Source organism: Leucobacter holotrichiae, assembly GCF_055791005.1.
The window spans coordinates 410,243-430,261 of the sequence record NZ_JBVUAC010000001.1 but is presented as its reverse complement, the minus strand read 5'-3'; the positions used below and the strand labels follow the sequence as shown (position 1 = coordinate 430,261).

Annotated in this window: 18 protein-coding genes; 14 read left to right on the top strand and 4 right to left on the bottom strand. The window is 71.4% G+C overall.

The window, feature by feature from the left end; genetic code table 11:
• Positions 1 to 20: 20 nt before the first annotated feature.
• The gene (locus AC0KXF_RS02015; protein ID WP_473107888.1) at positions 21 to 2,165 is read right to left on the bottom strand and encodes a RecQ family ATP-dependent DNA helicase; all 2,145 of its coding nucleotides are present in this window, start codon (positions 2,163 to 2,165) and stop codon (positions 21 to 23) included.
• Positions 2,166 to 2,335: 170 nt separating this feature from the next.
• On the opposite strand from AC0KXF_RS02015, the gene AC0KXF_RS02010 reads away from it, so the two are divergent.
• The 9 genes from AC0KXF_RS02010 to AC0KXF_RS01970 all read left to right on the top strand — a co-directional run bounded on the left by AC0KXF_RS02010 (position 2,336) and on the right by AC0KXF_RS01970 (position 11,637).
• Entirely contained in the window at positions 2,336 to 3,367 is a 1,032-nt protein-coding gene (locus AC0KXF_RS02010; RefSeq protein ID WP_473107606.1) for a helix-turn-helix domain-containing protein, read from the top strand.
• Positions 3,364 to 3,954 carry a dihydrofolate reductase family protein gene (locus tag AC0KXF_RS02005; protein WP_473107605.1) on the top strand — a complete coding sequence of 197 codons (591 nt, stop codon included), beginning with the start codon at positions 3,364 to 3,366 and terminating at the stop codon, positions 3,952 to 3,954. Before AC0KXF_RS02010 ends, AC0KXF_RS02005 begins: the two co-directional genes overlap by 4 nt.
• A gap of 271 nt (positions 3,955 to 4,225) precedes the next feature.
• Positions 4,226 to 4,573 (top strand): 50S ribosomal protein L19, encoded by a 348-nt coding sequence (gene rplS / locus AC0KXF_RS02000; RefSeq protein WP_473107604.1) that lies wholly within the window; start codon positions 4,226 to 4,228, stop codon positions 4,571 to 4,573.
• A gap of 117 nt (positions 4,574 to 4,690) precedes the next feature.
• Positions 4,691 to 5,428, top strand: coding sequence for a signal peptidase I (gene lepB / locus AC0KXF_RS01995; protein ID WP_473107603.1), 738 nt, complete (start codon positions 4,691 to 4,693; stop codon positions 5,426 to 5,428).
• A gap of 11 nt (positions 5,429 to 5,439) precedes the next feature.
• The gene (locus AC0KXF_RS01990) at positions 5,440 to 6,105 is read left to right on the top strand and encodes a ribonuclease HII (protein ID WP_473107602.1); all 666 of its coding nucleotides are present in this window, start codon (positions 5,440 to 5,442) and stop codon (positions 6,103 to 6,105) included.
• Positions 6,106 to 6,153: 48 nt separating this feature from the next.
• A complete protein-coding gene (gene murI / locus AC0KXF_RS01985; RefSeq protein WP_473107601.1) occupies positions 6,154 to 6,993 on the top strand; it encodes a glutamate racemase in 840 nt (279 codons plus the stop codon).
• 102 nt (positions 6,994 to 7,095) lie between these two features.
• Positions 7,096 to 7,851, top strand: a complete 756-nt coding sequence (gene rph, locus AC0KXF_RS01980; protein WP_473107600.1) for a ribonuclease PH — start codon at positions 7,096 to 7,098, stop codon at positions 7,849 to 7,851.
• Positions 7,852 to 7,853: 2 nt separating this feature from the next.
• Positions 7,854 to 8,477 carry a non-canonical purine NTP pyrophosphatase gene (locus AC0KXF_RS01975; protein ID WP_473107599.1) on the top strand — a complete coding sequence of 208 codons (624 nt, stop codon included), beginning with the start codon at positions 7,854 to 7,856 and terminating at the stop codon, positions 8,475 to 8,477.
• A 28-nt stretch (positions 8,478 to 8,505) separates the two neighbouring features.
• Positions 8,506 to 11,637, top strand: coding sequence for an aminotransferase (locus AC0KXF_RS01970; protein WP_473107598.1), 3,132 nt, complete (start codon positions 8,506 to 8,508; stop codon positions 11,635 to 11,637).
• A gap of 69 nt (positions 11,638 to 11,706) precedes the next feature.
• Here AC0KXF_RS01970 and mgtE read toward each other — a convergent pair whose 3' ends face one another.
• From mgtE to AC0KXF_RS01955, 3 genes are all read right to left on the bottom strand, one after another.
• Entirely contained in the window at positions 11,707 to 13,065 is a 1,359-nt protein-coding gene (gene mgtE, locus AC0KXF_RS01965) for a magnesium transporter (protein WP_473107597.1), read from the bottom strand.
• A 331-nt stretch (positions 13,066 to 13,396) separates the two neighbouring features.
• Positions 13,397 to 14,083: a LysE family translocator gene (locus tag AC0KXF_RS01960; RefSeq protein ID WP_473107596.1), complete on the bottom strand. Its 687-nt coding sequence runs from the start codon at positions 14,081 to 14,083 to the stop codon at positions 13,397 to 13,399.
• Positions 14,084 to 14,169: 86 nt separating this feature from the next.
• Entirely contained in the window at positions 14,170 to 14,592 is a 423-nt protein-coding gene (locus AC0KXF_RS01955; RefSeq protein WP_473107595.1) for a DUF1801 domain-containing protein, read from the bottom strand.
• A 131-nt stretch (positions 14,593 to 14,723) separates the two neighbouring features.
• Here AC0KXF_RS01955 and AC0KXF_RS01950 point away from each other — a divergent pair, with 131 nt between their 5' ends.
• From AC0KXF_RS01950 to AC0KXF_RS01930, 5 genes are all read left to right on the top strand, one after another.
• Positions 14,724 to 15,818 carry a DNA alkylation repair protein gene (locus tag AC0KXF_RS01950; protein ID WP_473107594.1) on the top strand — a complete coding sequence of 365 codons (1,095 nt, stop codon included), beginning with the start codon at positions 14,724 to 14,726 and terminating at the stop codon, positions 15,816 to 15,818.
• 81 nt (positions 15,819 to 15,899) lie between these two features.
• On the top strand, positions 15,900 to 16,145 hold the full coding sequence (locus AC0KXF_RS01945; RefSeq protein ID WP_473107593.1) for a hypothetical protein: 246 nt from the start codon (positions 15,900 to 15,902) through the stop codon (positions 16,143 to 16,145).
• The gene (locus tag AC0KXF_RS01940) at positions 16,142 to 17,146 is read left to right on the top strand and encodes an SRPBCC family protein (RefSeq protein ID WP_473107592.1); all 1,005 of its coding nucleotides are present in this window, start codon (positions 16,142 to 16,144) and stop codon (positions 17,144 to 17,146) included. The genes AC0KXF_RS01945 and AC0KXF_RS01940 overlap by 4 nt, the downstream gene beginning before the upstream one ends.
• On the top strand, positions 17,143 to 18,972 hold the full coding sequence (locus AC0KXF_RS01935) for an ABC transporter ATP-binding protein (protein ID WP_473107591.1): 1,830 nt from the start codon (positions 17,143 to 17,145) through the stop codon (positions 18,970 to 18,972). The genes AC0KXF_RS01940 and AC0KXF_RS01935 overlap by 4 nt, the downstream gene beginning before the upstream one ends.
• A gap of 81 nt (positions 18,973 to 19,053) precedes the next feature.
• The gene (locus tag AC0KXF_RS01930) at positions 19,054 to 19,998 is read left to right on the top strand and encodes an EamA family transporter (RefSeq protein ID WP_473107590.1); all 945 of its coding nucleotides are present in this window, start codon (positions 19,054 to 19,056) and stop codon (positions 19,996 to 19,998) included.
• The last annotated feature ends 21 nt before the right edge of the window (positions 19,999 to 20,019 follow it).

The following is a 20,019-nucleotide window of genomic DNA, read 5'->3' as shown; positions in this document are numbered from 1 at the left end:
TGAACGAGCCTCGCGTCTCATCACCCGACGCTGGCCAGTGTGAATGGGAGCACCGCGGGTGCGCCCGCCGCGAGCAGTGCCCTCGCCGCGACCGTGATCGTCCACCGGCTGTCCACGAGGTCGTCGACGAGCAGGATCGGGCCCGGCGCCTGAGAGACGGTCTCGGCGAGGGCGGGGCTCACCCCGAAGCGGCCCCATACCGACGCCAGCCGGAACGCGCTGTTGCCGCCGGGCCCCATCGCCGGTATCGAGGGGTCGACATCGAGTGAGCCCAGGAACGGCAGGCGGCCGCGCTCCGCGATCGCGGCCGCCGTGCTCGCGATGAGCTGCGGCCGCGACAGCGACGGCATCGCGACGACGCCCACCGGCCGCTTCTGCCAGGGCCAGTCGCGCAGGGTGGCGATGACCCCCTCCAGCAGTCGCTCGTCGACGGTGCGATCCGGCGCCCCCGCCGCGAAGAGCTCGCGCAGCGGACCGCCCCAGCCGAGGTCGGTGAGGCGAGCAATCGCCCGCCCCGCGGTTGGCCGCTCGCCTTCGGGGATCCTGCCCTTCACCGGGAGGCCCCGGCGGTCTGCCCCGGTGGGCCACATGCCGCGCGGCTCGATCGGCACGCCGACGCGCTGCAACCGGCCGGCGGCGCGCTCCGCGGCGGCGGGCGGCACCTCGGCCGGGTACCACGGGCCGGCGCAGACGTCGCAGCGCCCGCAAGGGGCGGCGGTCGGATCGTCGAGATCGCGCTGCAGCGTCTCCATGCGACAGCGCCCGCCCCGCTCGTAGTCGAGCATCGACCGCTGCTCGGCCTCGCGGGCCGCCGCGATCCGCGCGTAACGCTCGGCGTCGTACCGCCACGGGGTGCCCGTCGCGACCCATCCGCCCGACACCCGCCGCACCGCGCCATCGACATCGAGGACCTTGAGCAGCAGCTCGAGCGGGGTGCGCCGGATGTCGACCCGCGCCTCGAGCGCCGGCGTGGAGAGCGGGGGGCCGTCGGGGTCGCCGAGTGCGGCGAGCACCGCGGCCGCGCGCTCGGGATCGGGCATTGAAGCGGTGGCGAAGTACCGCCAGATCGCCGCGTCCTCGGAACCCGGCAGCAGCAGCACGTCGGCGTTCGCGGCGCCGCGGCCCGCGCGGCCGACCTGCTGATAGTACGCGACCGGGGAGGACGGTGCGCCCAGGTGCACGACGAAGCCCAGGTCGGGCTTATCGAACCCCATGCCGAGCGCGCTCGTGGCGATGAGCGCCTTCACCTCGTTCGCCTTCAGGGTGCCCTCGAGCCGCTCGCGCTCCTCGGGGTCGGTGCGTCCGGTGTAGGCGGCGACCGGGTAGCCGGCATCGCGTAGCAGCAGCGCGGTGTCCTCGGCCGCCGACACTGTCAGCGCGTAAACGATGCCGCTGCCCGGCAGGTCTCCGAGGTGGGCGACCAGCCAGGCCAGTCGCTCGCGGGGCGTCGGCAGCGACAGGCAGCCGAGCCGCAGCGACTCGCGGGCCAGGGACCCGCGCAGGGTCAGCACGTCGCGACCGAGCTGCTCGACCACGTCGTCGACCACCCGTGCGTTCGCAGTGGCGGTCGTCGCGAGCACCGGCACGTCGTGATCGAGGCCCGCGAGCAGGGCCGCAATCCGCCGGTAGTCGGGACGGAAGTCGTGGCCCCAGTCGGAGATGCAGTGCGCCTCGTCGATCACCAGCAGGCCCATGCGCGCGAGCAGACCGGGCAGCTGCTGCTCGCGGAAGCGGGGATTGTTCAGCCGCTCGGGGGACACGAGCAGCACGTCGATCTCGTCGGCGGCGAGCCGCGCCTCGATCTGCTGCCACTCGTCGGCCGTGGCCGAGTTGATCGCCGCCGCGCGCACGCCGGCCCGCTCGGCCGCGGCGACCTGGTCGCGCATCAGCGCCAGCAGCGGCGAGACGAGCAGCGTGGGGCCCGCGCCGCGGCGGCGCAGCAGCGCGGTCGCCACGAAGTAGACGGCCGACTTGCCCCAGCCCGTGCGCTGCACCACGAGCGCGCGCCGGCGCTCCGAGACGAGAGCGTCGATCGCCTCGAACTGGCCGTCGTGGAAGTCGGCGTCGGGCCGGCCGGTGAGCCGGCGCAGCAGCTCGGCGGCCTCGCCGCGCACGGCGCCGTCCGGGGTGGCACCTCGACGGGTGGGCTGCTCCTGGGAATCCATGCCCCCGATGATGGCAGAGGCCACTGACATTCTCGTCGGCGGGCCGCGATCCCGAGCGAGCAGTCCCCGGATCCGGAACAGCAGACCCCCGAATTCGGACCGGCAGAGCCCGGATCCGGCCCAGCAAGAACGGTCATGCGCTGGGACCCGGGCACCGCCAGACTGGAGACATGACCACGAACGGAAGGGATCGACTCCGCGAGCTGCTCGACGCGGTGCTCGACGAGGAGCACCGCAGCCTCGACGACATGGCCGGGGGAGCGCACACCACTCGCTTCCACTTCGCCCGCTCGGTCTCGCGCGCCGCGGGGGAGGGCCCCGTCGCGATGCGCCGGCGGGTGATGCTCGAGCGCGCGGCCTGGCAGCTGAGCCGGGGCGCGAGCGTCGCCGACGCCGCCTGGGCCGCGGGCTACGACTCCGCCGAGGGGTTCAGCCGGGCCTTTGCGCGGGCCTTCGGGCATCCGCCGAGCGCGGCCTCGGCGAGCCACTGGCTGCCCAGCCCGAACGGGATCCACTTCCACCCGCCGACCTCGCTCTGGGTGCGCGCCGAGGAGAGCGCCATGAACCCGCTGACCGAGCAGCTCGTACGACACGACCTGGACGACACCGCCCACCTGCTGTACGCCGCCGCGCGCCTCGGCGACGAGGAGCTGACCCGCCCGATCCTGCCCGGCAACGTCGTGCTGAGCTGGGACGGCGAGGAGCCCTCGATCTCGGCGACGCTCACCTCGATCGTGTTCTCGAAGGAGGTCTGGCTCGCGGCCGTCGAGGGGTCGGATCTGCCGCAGCGTGGCGACCGGCCCTCCCTCGCGGAGCTGCGTGACCGCCACGACCGCGCCGCCGCCCGCTGGCTCGCGGCCGTGCGCGACATCGACCGCCGCGGCGCCTGGAACGACCGCCTGGTCGACGCCCTCTGCGATCCGCCCGAGAGCTTCATCCTCAGCTCCGTCGTGGCGCACGTGCTCACCTACTCCGCGCACCGGCGCCAGCTGGTGCGGCTCATGCTGCGCTCCTGCGGGCGCAGCATCGGCGACGGCGACCCGATCATGTGGCTGCGGCGGCTGCGGGGCGAGGCGGATCCGGAACCGAGCGATCCCGGATCGGCGGATCCGGATCCCGAGCCGAGCGATCCCGAGCCGAGCGATCCCGCCCCCGCTGATCCCGATCCCACCACCCCCGACACCGAAGGAGCGCGCCCGTGAGCGTCATCTACTACACCGCGACCACCCTCGACGGCTTCCTCGCCGACCCCGATGACTCCCTCGACTGGCTGCTGCGCCAGCCGCAGGAGGAGCGCGGCCCGAACGACTACGGCGAGTTCTTCGCGGGCGTCGGCGCGATCGTGATGGGGTCGACGACCTACGAGTGGGTGCTGCGGCACGAGTCGGGAGTCTGGCCCTACGAGACCCCGGCCTGGGTGATGACGCACCGTGATCTGCCGCAGCCCACTGCGGTCGCCGGCGCGGAGTCCGGATCCGCCCCCGGTGCGGCCCCCGATATCCGCTTCTCAAGCGCCGCGATCCCCGAGGTCCACGCGCAGATACGCGAGGCCGCGGGGGAGCGCGACCTCTGGGTCGTGGGCGGCGGCGACCTCGCGGGGCAGTTCGCCGATGCGGGGCTGCTCGACGAGATCCACACCTCGATCGCGCCGATCGTGCTCGGTGCGGGGCGCCCCCTGCTGCCGCGGCGGCTCGATCTCGAGCTCATCGAGACAGGCCGCAACGGCGCCTTCGTCACCGCCCGGCACCGCGTGGCAGGCCCGCTGCTCGAGGATCGCCCCTCCCCGTGATCAAGTGGCGCCTCAGTCGAGGACGGTATTCCCTTCGAGATACGGGTTTCGCATGCCGGATCGCGATCGCGGGTGCGAGATCCGTATCTCGACGGGGATCGGGAGCGGGGAGAGGATCGGCGTGATCCACTGTCTTGGGTGTGGCATAATAGTTCCTTGTGCCACGGTGCGGCACTGCCGCGAGGGTCCGCACACACCGTGAGCCCAACACCTCAATACTTTCCTTAACATTCCGCGTTCCGACTTGCGGCGGGCGCAGAGAGAGACAATCATGCAGAAGCTCGACCACGTCGATGCCGCGTCGCTCAAGAGCGACATCCCCGAGTTCCGCGCCGGCGACACCGTCAAGGTGCACGTGAACATCGTCGAGGGCAACCGCTCGCGCATCCAGGTGTTCCAGGGCATCGTCATCGCCCGTCACGGCGAGGGTATCCGCGAGACGTTCACCGTCCGCAAGATCAGCTTCCAGGTGGGTGTGGAGCGCAAGTTCCCCGTGCACTCGCCCGCGATCGACAAGATCGAGGTCGTGACCCGCGGTGACGTGCGTCGCGCCAAGCTGTACTACCTGCGCGGTCTCACCGGCAAGAAGGCCAAGGTCAAGGAGAAGCGCGACTTCTGATCCGCGCTCTTCAGGAGGAACCCCCGCTTCGGCGGGGGTTTCTTCTTTCCCAGGGTGCGAATGGCAGGATGGACTGGTGCGGCTCATGGCTCGGCTGCACCGGAGAGGGCAAGCGAGATGAACGAATCGGCGAGCGAACCTCGGCGGCGCGGCGGCGGGATACTCGGATTCCTCAGGGATCTGGTCGTGATCCTGGTGGTCGCATTCCTCGTCTCGTTCCTGCTCAAGACGTTCCTCGTGCGCAGCTTCTACATCCCGTCCGAGTCGATGGAGCAGACGCTGCAGGTCGACGACCGTATTCTGGTGAACCAGCTCGTACCCGATGTGATGTCGGTGCAGCGCGGGGACATCGTGGTGTTCAAGGATCCGGGCGGGTGGCTGCTGCCGCGGGGCACCGAGCCGCCGCAGGGCTTCGAGAAGGTGCTGCAGGCCGTCGGTCTCGCGGCCGATACGAGCAACGAGTACGTGGTGAAGCGCGTGATCGGGATCGGCGGTGATCGGGTGCAGTGCTGCGACGCCGAGGGCCGGGTCACCGTGAACGGCGTGCCGCTCGACGAGCCTTACATCGTGATCCCTCCGGGGGAGGGCGGTCGGGCGTCGAAGATCGACTTCGACGTCACGGTGCCCGAGGATTCGGTGTGGGTGATGGGCGACAACCGCTATCAGAGCAAGGACTCCCGCTACAACCAGGATCAGCCGGGGCGCGGTTTCGTGCCCGAGAGCGAGATCGTGGGCCGCGCGTTCGTGCTCAACTGGCCCCTGAACCGTTTCACCTGGCTGGGTGCTCCCGAGGGCACGTTCACGGGTGTCGAGCAGGCGGGAGAGCAGGCCCGCGAGAAGGCGGCGGCGCAGTGACGAGCCCGGCGATGCCGAAACGCGCGCTGACGCCGGACCCCTCGAAGGACCCGACGCTCGATGTCGAACAGGCGTGCTTCGCCGAGGGCTTCGAACTGGTGATCGGGATCGACGAGGTCGGCCGCGGCGCGGTCGCAGGCCCGGTCGCAGTCGGCGTGCACGCGGTGATGCGGGGAACGACCGGATTCCCCGAGGGGCTCCGCGACTCGAAGCTGCTGAGCGAGAAGCGGCGCGAGGCGATGGCCCCGCTCGTGCGCGAGTGGGGGCCGGGATCGGTCGGATACGCGAGCGCCGAGGAGATCGACGAGCACGGGATCGGTGCCATGCTGGGGGAGGCGGCCCGGCGCGCGCTGCTCGAGCTGTACGCCGCGGGCGTGCCCGTCGATCGCGCGCTGATCCTGCTCGACGGTTCGCACGACTGGCTCAGCCCGGCGCTCAGGTCGCCGTTGCGAGTACGTACCAGGATCGGAGCGGATCGCAGTTGCGCCTCGGTGGCGGCGGCCTCCGTGCGCGCGAAGGTGGAGCGCGACGCGCTCATGCGGGAGGCGCATGAGGCGCACCCCGAATACGGATGGACGTCGAACAAGGGCTACGGATCCCGAGCCCACTACGAGGGCATCACGGCCCTGGGGCTCACCGAACTGCATCGGCGTACCTGGATCAAGCAGCCGGCGTAGGCCCGCTTCTGCTCCGTCACCCCTCGGCCGGAGCGGTAGGCTGTTCGGGTGAGCAATCGCGATATCTCGCCCGACGCGCCCATCGGGGTGTTCGACTCGGGCGTCGGCGGCCTGACGGTGGCGAGGGCGATCCGGGATCAGCTGCCCCACGAATCGATGATCTACGTGGGTGACACGCTGCGCACCCCCTACGGGCCGCGGCCGATCGCGGAGGTGCGCCGCTTCGCGCTCGAGATCCTCGACGGACTCGTGGCGCAGGGTGTGAAGATGCTGGTGATCGCCTGCAACACAGCCTCGGCCGCCGTGCTGCGCGACGCCCGCGAGCGCTACGGCGTCCCCGTGGTCGAGGTGATCGGTCCCACGGTGCGCAGCGCCGCCGCCATCACCCGCAGCGGCAGGGTGGGCCTCATCGGCACGCAGGGCACGATCCAGTCGCGCGCCTATCATGACCTGTTCGCGATGCGCCCCGAGATCTCGTTGAGCGCAGCCGCCTGCCCCCGCTTCGTCGAGCTGGTGGAGGCCGGCCTCACGAGCGGCCCCGAGGTGCACGCTGTGGCTGAAGAGTACCTCGCACCGCTGGTGGCCGAGCGGATCGACACGCTCGTGCTGGGCTGCACGCACTATCCGTTCCTGCGCGGCGCGCTCGCGCGGATCGTCGGCCCGGACGTGGCGCTCGTGTCGAGCGACATCGAGACGGCGAACGAGGTGTTCCGGGTGCTGACCGAGGAGGGCCTGCTGCGCTCGCCCGGCGCCGGCGAGCCGGTGCTGCGCTACGAGGCGACGGGCGATGATACGCGCGGTTTCGTCGATCTCGCGCGCAGAATGCTCGGGATCGGCATCGACGCGGTCGATCGTCTCGAGACGGGCTCGATCACGCTTCCCCGCTGACCGCCGTGGGCCCGCGCTCGAATGTCGGAGGCTCCCTGTAGCGTACGGGCAGACGGCATCGCGGCGATCCCTCGACCTGAACGACCGACCGAAGGAGAGAACATGAGTGACCAGACACGCGCAGACGGGCGCACTCCGCAGCAGATGCGACCCGTGACCATCGAACGCGGGTGGAGCTCGCAGGCCGAGGGCAGCGCGCTGATCTCGTTCGGCGCCACGCGTGTGCTCTGCACCGCCTCGTTCACGCCCGGTGTGCCGCGGTGGCTGACGGGCAAGGGGACCGGGTGGGTCACTGCAGAATACTCGATGCTGCCCCGTTCCACGAACGAGCGCATGCAGCGCGAGGCGGTGCGCGGCAAGATCGGCGGCCGCACCCACGAGATCTCACGGCTCATCGGTCGCAGCCTGCGGGCGGTCATCGACACGAAGGCGCTGGGCGAGAACACGATCGTGATCGACTGCGACGTGCTGCAGGCCGACGGCGGCACCCGCACCGCGTCGATCACCGGCGCGTACGTCGCGCTGGCCGACGCGATCGAGTGGGCGCGTGCGGCGGGGCACATCGCTCGCAAGGTCCAGCCGCTGCGCGACAGCGTGGCAGCGGTCTCGGTCGGCATCGTGGGCGGCACGCCCATGTCAGACCTGGCCTACGTCGAGGACTCGCGCGCCGAGACCGACATGAACGTCGTGATGACCGGGTCGGGCGACTTCGTCGAGGTGCAGGGCACCGCCGAGGGAGCACCGTTCGATCGCGCTGAGCTGAACAGTCTGCTCGATCTCGCGCTCGCGAGCGGCTCCGAGCTCTCCGAGATCCAGCGCGCGGTGCTGGCCGAGACCCTCGTGGCGAAGGCGGGGTGATCATGACGCAGCTGGTACTCGCTTCGCACAACGCCCACAAGCTCGAGGAGCTGCGGCGCATTCTCGGCCCGCTGATCCCCGGCATCGATCTGATCGGCTACGACGGCCCCGAGCCCGTCGAGAACGGGCTGACCTTCGAGCAGAACGCGCTCATCAAGGCGCGAGCCGCCGCGGCGCACACCGGCCTGCCGGCGATCGCAGACGACTCCGGTATCGCGGTCGATGTGCTCGGCGGTTGCCCGGGCATTTTCTCGGCGCGCTGGGGCGGCCCGGCGCGCAGCGACACCGGCAACGTCGACCTGCTGCTGTGGCAGCTCACCGATGTCGCCGACGAGCACCGCGCCGCGAGCTTCGTCTGCGCCGCCGCGCTGGTGGTGCCTCCCGGCGAGGGCACCGGGCTCACGGGCGGGGTGGGTGCGGGCGAGGTCTGCGAGCTCGGTGTCTGGCCCGGCCGTGTGCTGAGGCAGCCGGAGGGCGAGCACGGCTTCGGCTACGATCCGATCTTCCAGCCCGAGGGCGAGCAGCGCTCGGCTGCAGAGCTCACGGGCCTCGAGAAGGACCGACTGTCCCATCGCACCAGGGCCTTCTCGGCTCTCGCCCCGGAGATCCTGGCGCGACTGGGCTGAGACCGACCTGAAGAGTGGAGATGGCGGCATGACTGATCCGTACGCATCCGAGGCGACCGGCGGGCTGGTGCGCCCCGAGGTGACAGAGGCCGATGCGGTGCTGATCGCGCGCGAGTGCTACGGCATCGATGCGAGCGCACGGGAACTCGGCAGCAATCAGGATCGCAACTTCGTGCTCGAAGAACCGGGCGGGGCCCGCAGCGTGCTGCGCGTCGACAACCCGGTGTTCAGGGATGAGGAACGCGACGCTCAGCACGCCGCTCTCGACGCGTACCGGGAGGCGGGCGTGCCGGTCGCGTCTGTGCTCCCCGGGATCGATGGCTCGCTCACGCAGCGCTGGCGTGGCTTCGCCGTACGGCGCAGCGAGTTCGCGGAGGGCGAGCCGATGGTCGACGGCGGCTATTTCGCGCCGGTCGTGCTCGAGGAGTTCGGGCGTCTCGCCGCCGCCTCGGTGAACGCGCTCGCGCAGCTGCGCCATCCGGGTCTCGATCGCGATCACATGTGGATCATGGCCGTCGCGCACGAGCAGACGGTCAGACTCGCGCCGTCGATCACCGACGAGGATCTGCGCGAGCGGGTGCTGGGCGCCTCCGGGGCCGCGCAGCGCGCACTCGACGCGGTAGCCGACGATCTGCCCCTGCAGGCGATCCACGGCGACCTCACCGACGACAACGTGACCGGCGTGCGGGGCGACGACCGCCGCCTGCACCCGCACATCGTGCTCGACCTCGGCGACCTGGCATACGGCTGGCGCGTTGCCGAGCTCGCGGTCACGGCGAGCTCGTTGCTGCACCACGAGCCCGCACGCCCGCTCCGCGTGCTCGATACGGTCGCGGCCTTCCACCGCGCCGCCCCGCTCTCCGCGGCGGAGGCCCGGGCGGTGTGGCCGCTCATCGTGCTGCGCGCCGCCGTGCTCGTCGCGAGCGGCTGGCGCCAGCTCGAGATCGACGGCGCCAACGACTATGCCCGTGAGCGCATCGCGGGGGAGCAGGCGATCTTCGACGCCGCGACGCGATACCCGCTCGTCGAGATGACGGAGCACGTGCTGGCCAGGCTCGGCTTCAGCGGGCTGCCTCATGGGGCGGGACTCAGGCTCGCGGCCGATCCTTTCGCGCAGACGGAGTCTTCCCGCCAGCCTGCGGGAGCGGAGCGAGTCGCAGGATCCCGCCCGCTCCGGTCCCTCCTGCCCGATCTGGAAGGGGAGGTGTCCGTGATCGACCCGGGCGTGGAGTCCGAGTCGCTCGACGGCGGGGCATGGCTCGAACAGCATGCCGAACCGCGGTTGCTCGCGGATTCCCTCGCGGAGGGTGCCGGGGCGGCCGTCTACCCCTACGGCGTGTACCGCCTCACGCAGACCCGCATCGATGCGGCGGAGGCCGCGGCCACCTGGCCCACCGCGACCGAGATCTGGGTAGCCGCCGGGTCTCAGATGTCGGTCGCTGCCCCCGTCGGGGGAGTCGTCGTCGGCGCCTTCGGGGGCCTGATCTCGCTGCTCGTCTCCGAGGAGTGGCTGCTGATCGTCTCGGGTGTGCAAGCGACGGTGGCGCGGGACGAGCTGGTCGAGGACGGGGCACAGATCGGCGTGCTCGAGGGCGGTACCGCGCCGCGGCCGGTGCACGTGCGGCTGGTGCGTGTCGACGCCATCGCGGCTGACACCCAGCTCGCGGTGGCGCAGCTGCAGAGGCTCGAGGCCGAGCGCGCGGCCGGCGACTTCCGCGGCTCCGCGGTGAACCGCGTCACTCCGGAGCGTGTGCCGGCCTGGGCGCGGCTCACCCGCGATCCGGCTGCAATCCTCGGTCTGCCGCCGCGCGCGCAGCGCGACGAATCCGGCGACGAGCAGGCCCGGCGCGAGCAGATCTTCGCGAGCGCGCAGGAGCGCTACTACCAGCGGCCCATGCAGATCGAGCGCGGGTGGCGCCACCACCTCATCGACACCACGGGTCGCGCGTACGTCGACATGGTCAACAACGTGACCGGCCTGGGGCACGGGCATCCGGGGGTGGCCGACGCGGTGAACCGGCAGATCCGCATTCTCAACACCAACTCCCGGTTCCTGTACCGGGAACTCGCCGAGTACAGCGAGCGTCTGCTCGCGCTGCTCCCCGAGGCGGCGCGCACGCCCGCGGCCGATGGTAGCCGACGTGACGCGCTCGATACCGTGCTGCTCGTCAACTCGGGCTCCGAGGCTGTCGATCTCGCTCTGCGCCTCGCGCAGGCCGCGACGGGGCGCAAGACCGTCGTGGCGCTGCGCGAGGCCTATCACGGCTGGACCATGGCCTCCGACGCCGTGACCACGAGCGCCTACGACAACCCCTACGCGCTCGAGAACCGGCCCGAATGGGTGCACGTCGCAGACGTGCCCAACCGTTTCCGCGGCACCTACCGCGGCGACGCGGACGACCGGAGCGTGGGCGCGCGCTACGCTGCCGACCTCGGGTCCGACCTGCTCGCTCTCGCCGGAGAGGGGCGCGACGTCGCCGCGTTCATCTGCGAGTCCGTGCTGGGCAACGCCGGGGGTGTGCTGCTGCCCGAGGGCTACCTCTCCGACGCCTACGCGCGCGTTCGCGCAGCGGGCGGCCTGTGCATCGCAGACGAGGTGCAGGTGGGCTTCGGGCGCATGGGCTCGAGCTTCTGGGGCTTCGAGCAGTCGGGTGTGATCCCGGACCTCATCACCATCGCAAAGCCGATGGGCAACGGATTCCCCATCGGCGGCGTCATCACCTCGAAGCGCATCGCCGACGCGCTCGCCACGCAGGGACAGTTCTTCTCGTCGGCCGGCGGCAATCCGCTCAGCTGCCGCGTGGGCCTCGCGGTGCTCGACGCGATGCGCGACGAGCGGCTGCAGCAGAATGCGCACATGGTGGGCGAGCGGCTCGCCGAGGGTTTCCGGGCGCTCGCCGAGCGTCACCCGCTCATCGGCCCGGTGCACGGCGAGGGGCTCTACCTCGGTGTCGAGCTCGTGCGCGATCACGAGACGATGGAGCCCGCGAAGGAGGAGGCCGCGGCGATCTGCGAGCGACTGCGAGAGCTCGGCGTGGTCGTGCTCACCACCTCGGAGCGCTCGAATGTGCTCAAGGTGAAACCGCCGCTCTGCCTCACCACCGAGAGCGCCGACTTCGTGCTCGAGCAGCTCGACCGGGTGCTCAGCACCGGCTGGTGACGGCACCCGGTCGGTGCGGCGCATCGCGGCAGCAGCGCACCCCTGCCGCGATGCCCTCGGCGCCCGTTCTCACAGCTGCAGGATCGCGCGGGCGATCATGAAGTAGACGATCAGGCCTGTGGCGTCCACGAAGGTCGAGATGAACGGGTTCGAGAAGACCGCGGGGTCGACGCCGACCGCTCGCGCCAGCAGGGGCATGCCGCCACCCACGGCGGCCGCCAGCGTGCAGACCGTGAGCAGAGTGAGGCCGATGACGAGCCCGATCGGCACGGAGTAGACGAGGCCCGCGATGGCGAAGCCGAGTCCGCCGAGCAGCAGGCCGAGCACGGCGCCCGTGCGGAGCTCGCGCGCGAGCACGCGCAGCAGGTCCCTGGGTCGCACATCGCCGAGCGCGAGCGCCCGGGTCACCGTCGTGGCCGCCTGATTGCCGGTGTTGCCGCCGGTGCCGATGAGCAGCGGCACGAAGAGCGCCAGCACCGTCACTTGCTCCAGCGTCGCCTCGAACACCGACAGCACCTGCACGGTGATGGTGGCACCGATCGCCAGCACGAGCAGCCATACCACCCGGGATCGCACGATCGAGAGCACGGGCGTCGAGAGGTACGGGCGCCGCAGCGGTTCGGAGCCGCCCTGCCGCGCCGCGTCCTCGTTCTCCTCGCGCTCGAGGATGCGTACGGCGTCGTCGATGGTGAACATGCCCACGAGACGGTGCTCGCTGTCGACGATGGGCATGGCGAGCAGAGCGAGATCGGCGCAGCGGCGGGCGGTCGTCTCGGCCCGCTCCACGGCCTCCGCGGTGTGCGCCGGCTGCATGAGGTCGGAGACGACTCGCCCGGGCTCTGACCGCATCAGTTCGCGCAGGCTGACCACGCCGACCACGCGCCGGCTCCCGTCGAGCACGGGCACGGTGTACACGGTCTCGGCGTCGTCGAGACGCGCCCGCACGCGCGCGAGCGACTGCTCGACGGTCAGCTCGTCCCTCGTCCACACGTATTCGGGTGTCATGCGCCGGCCCACACTGCCTTGCGGATAGCCGAGTACGGCCGTGGTGAGCAGCCGATCGGTCTCGGGAAGACCGCGCAGCAGGCGCGTGGCGAGCGACGCCGGCACCTCCTCCAGCAGCCAGGCCCGGGCGTCGGGGTCGAGTTCCTCGAACAGCCGCGCGACCTCTGCATCGTGCAGTCCGTCGAGCAGGTCGCCCTGCAGTTCGGGATCGAGCGATTCGAAGACCTCGAGGGCTCGCTGCTTGGTCAGCAGGCGGAAGACGACCGCTCGTCGGCGCAGGCTCAATCGGTCGAACAGGGGTACCAGGTCGGCGGTCGTGAGCGGGGCCAGCGTCTCGGTGAGCGCGTGCAGGTCTCGGGCTGCGAGTTGCTGCTCGATCGTGTCGATGAGCCCGTCGACGACGGGGATCGGCTGTGTGGTCATAGCGGCTCCTTCCGGGTGCGCACCGGGGCGCGCACGATCGTGAGCGCGCTCGAGCGGTGGCCCGAGGCGCGCTGATGGTGTGCCGGGCCATGCGCGCCGTCGAGCAGGTCGACTAGCGGGAGCCGATCGAAGCGGCGAGCACGGTACCCGGCTGGTGACTGCAACTGTCACTGGGCATGCGACTCACCTCGCTTCGTGTCATGGAGATTCGGGATCGCGGTTCGGGCGTGAAATGCTCCGAGTGATCCGCAGCGACCATAGCAGTATCGGCGCCGCCCGACAAGCGGCGGCACGTTCTTTACGTAGGAGATCTGCTCCTAAACGGGAATATTCAGCTGGATCGCCCGCCTGGGAGTAGATCTCCTGCTTGGACTGCGGGATCGGAGACGAGCCCGAGCAGTACCTCGACCAGGATCACGACCGCGATCACCACGAACAGCGCGCCCGCGACGATGTCGAACCAGGGCGCGGCCCGCCCCAACCAGCGGCGGAACGCCGGCGCTGATGAGGCGAGTGCGATCCCGACGAACCAGGCCAGTCCGCTCGCGAACATCACGGCGATGATCGCGAGACGCAGACCCCACCCTGCGCCCGCAGGCAGGAACTGGGCCAGCAGCGCGGTGAAGAAGATGAGCGCCTTCGGGTTCGCGAGGTTGGTGGTGAGCCCCAGCAGCCATGGGTGGGCCCCCGATCCGTCACCGCGATCCGCCCCCTCCTCGCGCAGTCCCGCGATCCCGCTTCGCATGCTCTGCACGCCCAGATAACCGAGCACGCCCGCGCCCACCGTCTGCATGACCGGCAGCAGCGCCGGCAGCGCCTCGAAGAGCGCCGCCAGACCCAGCACCGACACCACGATCCAGAGCAGGTTGCCGCTCATGATGCCGAGTGCCGCGAGCACCGCCGCTCGGCGCTCCCGCACCGCGAGGCGCAGCAGCAGGAACAGGTCCGGCCCGGGCAGCGCGAGCGCCGCGAACCACGCGAGCAGCAGCCCGCCCCAGCCCGCCGCGGTCACTGGCACCTCCCGTTTGGATGCGCGCCGGAGGCTCGGAGGGTGTGGGAGGGAAGCACTGCTCTATCCTCCCAGATCAGGAGCACCCGCCTGCCTCACCCGCCCTGCGACCGGGTCTCGGCGAGAGTTCGCTCCAGGATCTCGCGCAGCACTGCGCGGTCGACTTTCGAGAGGCGGGTGAGGTAGAGGCAGCCCTTGCTCGCGCGGTGCGGGCCGAGCCGCTCCAGGAGATCCGGCCAGCGCTCCGCGAACCCGGGCACCAGGTAGAGCGTGTGCTTCGCGGACCCGGTGGCGAAGGCGAGCTCGGGCATGCGCCCGCCGTGCCCGCTCTCGTAGCGGTACTCGACCTCGCCGAAGCCGATGATCCTGCCCGCCCACACGACGGGTTCGGCGCCGCTGAGCTCGCGTTGCAGCGCCAGCAGCTCGTCGGCCTCCGCCCGCCTCGGGCCGGTCACGCGGTCGAGCACCTCGGAGGCCGGCAGATCCGACGGGGACATCGCGGGTTCGTTCGCTGCCATGGGATCCTCCCGGTCGCAGCCCAGGCCGGAGATCGGCGGGGTGTCACCATCGTACTGCGCGTCCGACGGAGAGGAGCGAACTCACGAAGCTGCTCGCCTCGTAGACTGTGTCGGGGGAACGGAGGGCCGCGATGTCGATGACCGATGACCTGCTCGGAGACGAGCGCGTCGGCGCGCTGCTGGAGACGCTCGAGGCAGCGAGCGGCGGGCGTCGGTTCGAAGCCACCCGGGAGACCGCGGCCGGCCTCGCGGAACTGACGCTGAGCGGGAGGGCGCGGGCGCTCGCGGGCGGGATCGCGCGCGATGTCTCGGGAGGGCACGCGCAGCTGGCGCATATCGTGCGCTCGGCTCTCGGGAACCCGGGGTTCGAGGGTTTCGCCCTCTGGCCGGTCGGTCTCGCGTCGTCGAGGATCGCGCTGAGCGAGGGGACGGACGAGAGCTTCGACTCGTCGCTGGCTCTGCTGGGGGAGATGACGAAGCGCTTCACCTCGGAGTTCGCGATCCGCCCCCTGCTGCGACATGACCTCGACCGCGCGCTCGATCGGATGAGCGTGTGGACGAGGGATCCCGACTGGGCGGTGCGCCGCCTCGCCAGCGAGGGGAGCCGCCCCCTGCTGCCGTGGGCCGAGCGGATCCCGGCCCTCGTGGCGGATCCCGCGCCGACCCGGCCGATCCTCGACGCCCTGCACGACGACCCCGACGAGAACGTGCGCCGTTCCGTCGCCAACCACCTCAACGACCACAGCCGAGCGCACCCCGCGTTCGCGGTCGAGGTCGTGCGCGGTTGGCGGGCCGCGGGCGGCGCGCACGTCGACCGGGTCTCGCGCCACGCGCTGCGCACGCTCGTGAAGCGCGGGGATACGGCCGCACTCGAACTGCTCGGGTTCCCGCCGGCGCAGCTGTCTGTTTCGCCCGTTGAGATATCACCGGCGCGGGTCGAGTCGGGCGGCACTGTCGCCTTCGGCGCGGCGGTGGAGAACGTCGGCGCGGATCCGGCGCCCCTCGTGATCGACTACGTGCTGAGCTTCCCGGGTGCTCGGGGAGACGAGCGCTCGAAGGTCTTCAAGATCATGAGCCGCACCCTCGGCCCCGGTGAACGGTTCGAGGTGCGGGCCTCGCACTCGTTCAGGCCGATCACCACCCGCCGGTACTACCCGGGGCGCTACGGCGTGTCGCTGCAGATCAACGGGGTGCCCCATCCGCGCACCGACTTCGAACTGGGGTAGCGGGCGGACTTCTCTCGCCGGTCGGATGCCAACAAGCAACCTTGGTTGACAGTTCCGCCCTTAGCAATGTAGGTTGACGGCATGGAATCACTGCAGGTAACCGCTGTCGCAGCCGACACGAGCGACCCGCGTGCGGGCCTGCGGGCCGTCGCGTCGCTGCGAACCCTCGCGGACCGCCTCGAACTCGCGCAGGTCGAAGCCGGGCTGCGCGCGGGCATGAGCTGGCAGGGGATCGCGGACGCGCTCGGCGTTTCGCGCCAGGCCGTCCACAAGAAGTACGCGAAGAAGATCGATCCGTCGATCCCGGTCCCGAGGAGGAGCGCTTGAGCAAGATCACGGCCACGGCGGCGACCAGCCACGTCCTCTCGGTCACCGCGATGGAGGAGGCGTCCCGTACGGGTGAGCGCACCGCCGGCATCGACCACATGTTCCTCGCGCTCGTCGTGAACGAGCAGCTCGCCGGCCAAGTGCTGCGCAGTCTCGGGATCACCCTCGACGCAGCGCGCGAAGCCGTCGCTGCGCAGCACGCCGAGCAGCTGGCGTCGCTCGGGATCCGCGCCGAGGCGCCTGCGCCCGGTCGCATCACCTTCCACGAGACCGGTGACTACCAGTGGAGCGAGCGGGCGCTCGACATCATCAAGCGCTCGGCCGAGCGCGAGCAGCGCGGTGACGCGGTGGCCGTGCTGCGCGCACTCGTCGCGGAGCCGAGCGGGTTCATCGAGACCGTGCTGGGCCGCCTCGGCACTTCGCCCGAGGAGGTGCGCGCCCGGCTGGACGAGGCCGAGCGCTTCCCCGGTGCGCCGCAGCACACTTTCGAGGAGGCGACGCTCTCCGGGGCCTCCGAGAGCTTCGCTCCGGCCCCGATCGAAGAGGTGTGGGAGCTGCTCGCCGATCCCGCGCGCATGCCCGAGTGGGAGCCGAGCATCGGCGGCGTCGAGGATCTGCCGCCGCGGCCCGTCGCCGGTGCGAGCTGGACCACCCGCGCGCTGCTCGAACGGCGCGACGGCAAGCCGCTGCGCGTCAAGCCCGAGTACCGCAGGGGAGCGGCCGAGCTCGTCGCGCTCGAGGAGCCGCACTGCATCGAGTGGCGTTTCACCTGGCCCGACGCCCCGAAGAGCAACGCGAGGCGCGTGCGTATCGAGCTCGAACCGGCCGCCGGAGGCGCCCAGCTGCGCACCTCGCTGGCGTGGGATCGGGACCCGGAGCGCGCCAAGCCGCGCCTGCGACTCGGCCGGCTCTTGCGGCCGTTGTTGCGTCCGGTCTACCGCTTCGTGCTCTGGACGCAGCTGATGCAGCTCGGCGGCGGGATCAGCCGCGCGTTCCGATGAGCGGCGAGCAGCCGCGGGATCCCACGTCGGAGCCCGCCGGCGCGGCCCCTGGGGCAGGCCCGGCTCCGGGCCTGTCGCTGCTGTGGTCGTACGCCCGCCCGCACCTCGGAAAGCTCGGCCTGGGCGCGCTGCTGGGGCTGCTCGCGACGGCCGTCACCCTGGCGACGCCGCTCGCGGCCAAGTGGGTGCTCGACTCGCTCGGGGAGCGCCTCGACCTCGCGGCTCCGGTCGCGATCCTTCTCGTCCTGCTGGTCGCCGGCACCATCGCCGGCCTGGCCCAGACGGTGCTGCTCGGGCGGCTCGCCGAACACATCGTGCTCGACGCCCGCCGCTCGCTGATCCAGCGCTTCTTCCGCGCCAAGCTGGAGCAGGTGCAGCGCTTCAGGACCGGTGAACTGGTCACGCGCGTCACGAGCGACACGGTGCTGCTGCGCGAGGCCGCGACCACGAGCATCGTGCATCTCATCAACGGCACGGTCTCGCTCGTCGGCACCGTCGTGCTCATGGCCGTGCTCGACTGGCCGCTGCTCGCGACCACCCTTGTCGCGCTGCTCGTGATCGGGGGTGCCTTCGGCCTGCTCGTGCCGCAGATCGGCAAGGCCGACAAGCGTGCGCAAGACGCGATCGGCGAGCTCGGCGCCGGCCTGGAGGGCGGGATGCGGGCGCTCCGCACCGTGAAGTCGAGCCGTGCTGAGACCCGCGAGATCGGCCGCGTCACCGCGAAGGCCGAGGAGTCGGCACGCCACGCGATCCGTTCCGTCTGGTTCTCGGCGCTCGTCTGGACGGTCGCGGGCGGCGGCATGCAGCTCGCGATCATCGTGATCCTCGGGATCGGCGCGGCCCGCGTCTCCCTCGGCGACCTCGCTGTGTCGACGCTCGTCGCATTCCTGCTGTACGCCTTCAACATCATCGACCCGATCGCCTCGCTGGCGGGTGCGTTCGCCTCGATCCAGTCGGGGCTCGCGGCCGCCGCGCGGATCCGCGAGACGGAGCACCTCGAAGCCGAGGAGACCTCGCGTCGGCCTGCATCGCAGGCACCGCGCGTTCCAGGCACCCGGGGCCCGGCTCCTGGTGCTCCGATCCTCGCGCTGCGCGACGTGACCGCGGTGTACGCGGGGGCGGATCGGCCGGCGCTCACCGGTATTGACCTCGAGATCCCGCGCACCGGGCACGTGGCGCTCGTCGGCCCGTCGGGCGCGGGCAAGACCACGGTGCTCTCACTGCTGCTGCGGTTCATCGAGCCGAGCGCCGGTACCCTCGAACTCGACGGCGTGCCGTTCCGCGAGCTGAGCCTCGACACGGTGCGATCCCGCATCTCCTACGTCGAGCAGGAGACCCCGGTGATCCCGGGAACCGTGCGCGACAACGTGCTCTTCCGAGTGGACCTCGCGCCAAGATCCCGGGCCGCCGACGACGAAGCGTGGGAGGCGCTGGCGGCGGTGCACCTGGATGAGAAGATCCGCTCGCTGCCCGAGGGGCTCGACGCGGAGGTCTCCGAGGCGGTGCTGTCCGGGGGCGAGCGCCAGCGCCTCGCCGTCGCGCGGGCGCTCGTCAGGCGGCCGGAGGTGCTGCTGCTCGACGAAGCGACCGCGCAGCTCGACGGCTCCACGGAGGCCGCGATCCAGCGGGTCATCGCCGACGCCGCCCGCAGCGGCGCCGTCGTCACCATCGCGCACCGGCTCTCGACCGTGCTCGACGCCGACCGCATCGTCGTGTTCGACCGGGGGCGCGTGCGGGACTCGGGATCCCACGCCGAACTGCTCGAGCGCGACGAGCTCTACCGGGAGTTCATCGCGGCGCTGCGGATCGGGGCCGGCGCCGCGTGAGCGCCGTGCCCAGCGTTCGCCGATATCCTGGCGGGTGGTGCCGCGCCGCGGCAGCTCCAACTCACTAGGCAGGAGGTGCCGATGCCGCTCGTATCGCGTGTGTTCCCCATCGCCGGGTTCCTGCTCGCGGTCGGATCCGCCGCCTCGTTCGCCCTGTCGGGCATCTTCGCGAGCGCGCTCCTCGCGGCCGGGTGGTCCGCGGGGGCGGCGACGACGACGAGGATCACCCTCGCCGCCCTCGTGCTCGCCGCGCCCACGGTGCTCGCGCTTCGCGGCCGGTGGAGCCTGGTGCGGGCGGCGTGGCGGCCGATCCTGCTCTTCGGCCTGCTCGCGGTCGCCGGGTGCCAGCTCGCCTTCTTCCTGGCGGTGCAGTTCATCCCGCCGAGTCTTGCGCTGCTCATCGAGTTCATGGGGCCCGTGGTGCTGATGCTCTGGATCTGGGCCCGCACCCGGGTGCCGCCCGCGGGGCTGACGCTGGTCGGTGCGGCGGTCGCGGTGCTCGGGCTCGTCGCGATCTCCGGATCGGGGTCGGGCGGGGCACTGCATCCACTTGGCATCGCTTTCGCGCTCGTCGCCGCGATCGGCAATGCGGCGTACTACGCGACCGGGGCGAGCAGCGACCACGGCATCCCGCCGATCCCGTTCGTGGGGCTCGGCCTCGCGGTCGGCGCGGTTGTGCTGGGCGTCGTGAGCGCGACGGGCCTGCTGCCCTTCGAAGCGACCGGCAATCCCGCGGTGATCGCTGGGACCGAACTGCCTCCCGCGGTCGCCGTCTCGGGCATGGTGCTCATCTCTACGGTGCTGTCGTACGTGCTCGGGGTCGCCGCGTCGCGCCGTCTCGGTGCCACGGTCGCGAGTTTCACCGGGTACTCGGAGGCGATGTTCGGGATCGTCTGGACCATCGTGCTGCTCGCGGTCGTTCCCACGCGCGTGCAGTGGTTGGGAGCGGCGCTGATCATCGCCGGGGTGGTTGCGGTGAAGGCGGGGGAGATCCTGCGCGCCCGCGGGTCGCAGCGGCCCGGCTAGATTCCGAGCGCCGGCGGTGCG

Coding starts and splice junctions, on each gene's coding strand:
- AC0KXF_RS01975 (WP_473107599.1), top strand. CDS start 7,854: ATGACGCAGCTGGTACTCGCTTCGCACAACGCCCACAAGCTCGAGGAG.
- AC0KXF_RS01945 (WP_473107593.1), top strand. CDS start 15,900: ATGGAATCACTGCAGGTAACCGCTGTCGCAGCCGACACGAGCGACCCG.
- AC0KXF_RS01970 (WP_473107598.1), top strand. CDS start 8,506: ATGACTGATCCGTACGCATCCGAGGCGACCGGCGGGCTGGTGCGCCCC.
- AC0KXF_RS01990 (WP_473107602.1), top strand. CDS start 5,440: ATGCCGAAACGCGCGCTGACGCCGGACCCCTCGAAGGACCCGACGCTC.
- lepB (WP_473107603.1), top strand. CDS start 4,691: ATGAACGAATCGGCGAGCGAACCTCGGCGGCGCGGCGGCGGGATACTC.
- AC0KXF_RS01935 (WP_473107591.1), top strand. CDS start 17,143: ATGAGCGGCGAGCAGCCGCGGGATCCCACGTCGGAGCCCGCCGGCGCG.
- AC0KXF_RS01955 (WP_473107595.1), bottom strand. CDS start 14,592: ATGGCAGCGAACGAACCCGCGATGTCCCCGTCGGATCTGCCGGCCTCC.
- rph (WP_473107600.1), top strand. CDS start 7,096: ATGAGTGACCAGACACGCGCAGACGGGCGCACTCCGCAGCAGATGCGA.
- rplS (WP_473107604.1), top strand. CDS start 4,226: ATGCAGAAGCTCGACCACGTCGATGCCGCGTCGCTCAAGAGCGACATC.
- AC0KXF_RS02010 (WP_473107606.1), top strand. CDS start 2,336: ATGACCACGAACGGAAGGGATCGACTCCGCGAGCTGCTCGACGCGGTG.
- AC0KXF_RS02015 (WP_473107888.1), bottom strand. CDS start 2,165: ATGGATTCCCAGGAGCAGCCCACCCGTCGAGGTGCCACCCCGGACGGC.
- mgtE (WP_473107597.1), bottom strand. CDS start 13,065: ATGACCACACAGCCGATCCCCGTCGTCGACGGGCTCATCGACACGATC.
- AC0KXF_RS01930 (WP_473107590.1), top strand. CDS start 19,054: ATGCCGCTCGTATCGCGTGTGTTCCCCATCGCCGGGTTCCTGCTCGCG.
- AC0KXF_RS01950 (WP_473107594.1), top strand. CDS start 14,724: ATGTCGATGACCGATGACCTGCTCGGAGACGAGCGCGTCGGCGCGCTG.